A 3,086-nucleotide genomic window follows, 5' to 3' on the forward strand; every position below is an offset into this window, starting at 1 on the left:
CCACCGTGTCGCCGCGATCCTGCGCGAGCGCGGGCGCCGCGAGAAGAAGGAGAAGAGCCAGCCGCTTCACCATGTCGCGCTCCCAGCCAGATCGTTCGCCATACGCCGAAGCCCGTATTACGCCTCAATGCGCGAGCGGCGTCCAGTGTCTTTCGTTCAGGTCACCACGCCGCTACCGCGCGCCGAACCGCTCGCGCAGCGCCAGCATCGCCAGCGCCGCCGCCGCCGCGGCCCCGCCCTTGTCGAGCCGCGCCGGGTCCGCGCGCGCGAGCGCCTGCGCCTCGTTCTCGGTCGTCAGCACGCCGTTGCCGATCGCGAGCCCGTCCATCGACAGCGCCATCAGCCCGCGCGCGCTCTCGCCCGCGACGATCTCGAAATGATAGGTCTCGCCCCGGATGACGACGCCCAGCGCGACATAGGCGTCATACCGCCCGGTGTCGGCCGCCAGCGCGATCGCGCCGGGCAGCTCCAGCGCGCCGGGCACGGTGACCACCTCAACGCTATGTCCCGCCGCGCCGATCGCGGCGGTGGCACCGGCGATCAGCAGGTCGTTGAGATGATCGTAGAACCGCGCTTCGGCGACGAGGATGTGGGCCATGGGGTTCCTTCGTCATCCCTGCATCGACGAGGGCTCGCCATCGATCCGCCGTTCGCCGACGATGCTCAGCCCGTACCCGTCCAGCGCCACCAGCGTGTGATGCGTGTTGGTGAGCAGCACCATCTCCTCCACCCCCAGCTCGGTCAGGATCATCGCGCCGACGCCATAGTCGCGCAGCTCCTCCATGTCCGCCGGCAGCGTGCCCGCCTTGGCCTGGAGCGCGAGCGTGAACTGGTCGGGGCGGGGCCGGTTGATGACGACGACCACGCCCGCGCCCGCCTCGCCGATGATCTCCATCGATCGCGCGAGCAGCGTCGCGCGATCACCGGCCTCGCCGAAGATGTCGGCGAAGGTGGACAGCGCGTGCATGCGCACCAGCGTCGGCTTGCTCGGATCGACGCGGCCCTTGACCAGCGCGACCTGTTCGCTGCCGGTCGCCTTGTTCCAATAGGTGAGCGCGGTCCAGTCGCCGCCCCAGCGGCTGGTGAACCTGGCTTCCGCGCGCTTCTCGACCAGATGGTCGTGACGGCGGCGATAGGCGATCAGGTCGCGGATCGTGCCGATCTTGAGGCCGTGACCTTGCGCGAAGGCGACCAGGTCGTCCAGCCGCGCCATCGTGCCGTCCTCGTTCATGATCTCGCAGATCACGCCCGACGGGTTGAGCCCCGCCAGCCGCGACACGTCGACCGCCGCCTCGGTGTGCCCCGTGCGGACCAGCACGCCGCCGTCGCGCGCGACCAGCGGGAAGATGTGGCCGGGCGTCACGATCTCGTCGCGGCCCTTGCCCGAATCGATCGCCACCGCGATCGTGCGCGCGCGGTCGGCGGCCGAGATGCCGGTGGTGACGCCGTCGCGCGCCTCGATGCTCGTCGTGAAGGCGGTCTCGTGGCGTGTGCCGTTGTTGCGGCTCATCAGCCCGAGGCCCAGCTCCTCCACGCGGCGCCTGGTGAGCGCGAGGCAGATCAGGCCGCGGCCGTGCTTGGCCATGAAGTTGATCTTCTCCGGCGTCGCCATCTGCGCCGGGATGACGAGGTCGCCCTCGTTCTCGCGATCCTCGTCATCGACCAGGATGAACATGCGGCCATTGCGCGCCTCGTCGATCAGCTCTTCCGGGCTGGAGAGGAAGCCATGGCGCAACCGTGACAGCTCAGCGCTCGCGGGCACGATAATCCTCCATCCGCATCAGGTAGCGCGCGAGCACGTCGATCTCGATGTTGACCGCGCGGCCGGGATCCAGCTCACCCAGCGTCGTCACCGCCTGGGTATGCGGGATCAGGTTGATCGTGAAGGTCGCGCCGTCGGGCGTGTCGGTCACGTCGTTGACGGTCAGCGACACGCCGTCCACCGTCACCGATCCCTTGGGCGCCAGGAACGGCGCGACCGCGCGCGCGACCGCGATCTCGATGCGCCGCGAGTCGCCGTCCGGTCGCGCGCTCACCACCTCGGCGACCCCGTCGACATGGCCGGTGACGATATGCCCGCCCAGCTCGTCGCCCAGCTTCATCGCGCGTTCGAGGTTGAGCCGGCGGCCGGCGGTCCACTGATCGCGCGCGGTGCGGGACAGCGTCTCGCCGGAAACGTCGACGGCGAACCAGCCGGGTGCCTTGTCGACCACGGTGAGGCAGACGCCCGAGCAGCTGATCGAGGCCCCCAGGTCGACGCCGGCGGTGTCGTAGGCGGTGTCGACGACGACGCGCACGTCGCCGCGTTGCTCAACGGAGCGGATCGCTCCCACGTCGCTGACGATCCCGGTGAACATCAGGCGCGCTCGTATACCTCCAGCCGGTCGACGCCAAGCGCGCGCGCGTCGGCGAGTCGCCAGCGGCCATGCGCGGCGGCGAGCGAGGACAGGCCGATGTCCGCGAGTGCCGCCATGCCCCCGCCGAGCAGGATCGGCGCGCGGTACAGCAGCAGCCGGTCGACGAGGTCGGCGCGGAGGAACGCGGCGGCGGTGGCGGCGCCGCCCTCGACGAGGAGGTGGTCACCGGGAAGGAAGGAGATGTCGGTGGGCGAGGCGATGTGACGCGGGTCACCCTCCCCCTTCCCTCTCGCATCGGGAGACATCTCGCCGTCAGGCGAGCGCAGGGGGTGAGGGTGACTGGCGGACAGTACCACCCGCACCGGGCCGCGCCCTTCCAGCCCCGCCAGCCGCACATCGAGCGCCGGCCGGTCCGCCTCCCACGTGCCCCGTCCCACCAGGATCGACTCGTGCCGGCTGCGCTCCCCATGCGCGTGCGCGCGTGCGTCGGGTCCGGTGATCCACCGGCTCTCGCCTGACGCGGTCGCGATGCAGCCGTCGAGCGAGGTGGCGAGCTTGAGCGTGACGAACGGCCGGCCCCGCGCGCGCCGGGTCAGCCAGCCCGCCATCGATCGCCGCGCCGCGTCGGATGTAGCCGTAATCCGTGGCGGGACGCGTGGGCTCGACGCCGAGCGTCTGCTCCGCCATCTGCGGCGACTTCATCCGCGCCGGCGCCGAGCAGTGCGACGA

The 3,086-nt window shown here is 71.0% G+C and carries 3 protein-coding genes and 1 pseudogene; all 4 read right to left on the bottom strand.

What is annotated here, in order from left to right; translation table 11 throughout:
• Window positions 1–172: 172 nt before the first annotated feature.
• Window positions 173–598, bottom strand: a complete 426-nt coding sequence (gene ribH / locus HUU95_RS12375) for a 6,7-dimethyl-8-ribityllumazine synthase (protein WP_174280380.1) — start codon at window positions 596–598, stop codon at window positions 173–175.
• Window positions 599–610: 12 nt separating this feature from the next.
• Entirely contained in the window at window positions 611–1,762 is a 1,152-nt protein-coding gene (gene ribB, locus HUU95_RS12380) for a 3,4-dihydroxy-2-butanone-4-phosphate synthase (protein WP_174280381.1), read from the bottom strand.
• Window positions 1,746–2,357 (bottom strand): riboflavin synthase, encoded by a 612-nt coding sequence (locus tag HUU95_RS12385; protein WP_174280382.1) that lies wholly within the window; start codon window positions 2,355–2,357, stop codon window positions 1,746–1,748. The genes ribB and HUU95_RS12385 overlap by 17 nt, the downstream gene beginning before the upstream one ends.
• Window positions 2,357–2,980, bottom strand: a pseudogene (locus HUU95_RS12390) (RibD family protein); the annotation flags it as partial. The pseudogene HUU95_RS12390 and the gene HUU95_RS12385, both read right to left, overlap by 1 nt.
• Window positions 2,981–3,086: the final 106 nt, after the last annotated feature.

The sequence above is a fragment of the Sphingomonas bacterium genome, from assembly GCF_903643065.1.
GTDB lineage: Bacteria > Pseudomonadota > Alphaproteobacteria > Sphingomonadales > Sphingomonadaceae > Sphingomonas.

What these genes read in the sequence shown, in the direction of transcription:
- ribH (WP_174280380.1), bottom strand. Translation starts at nt 598, where the DNA reads ATGGCCCACATCCTCGTCGCCGAAGCGCGGTTCTACGATCATCTCAAC.
- HUU95_RS12385 (WP_174280382.1), bottom strand. Translation starts at nt 2,357, where the DNA reads ATGTTCACCGGGATCGTCAGCGACGTGGGAGCGATCCGCTCCGTTGAG.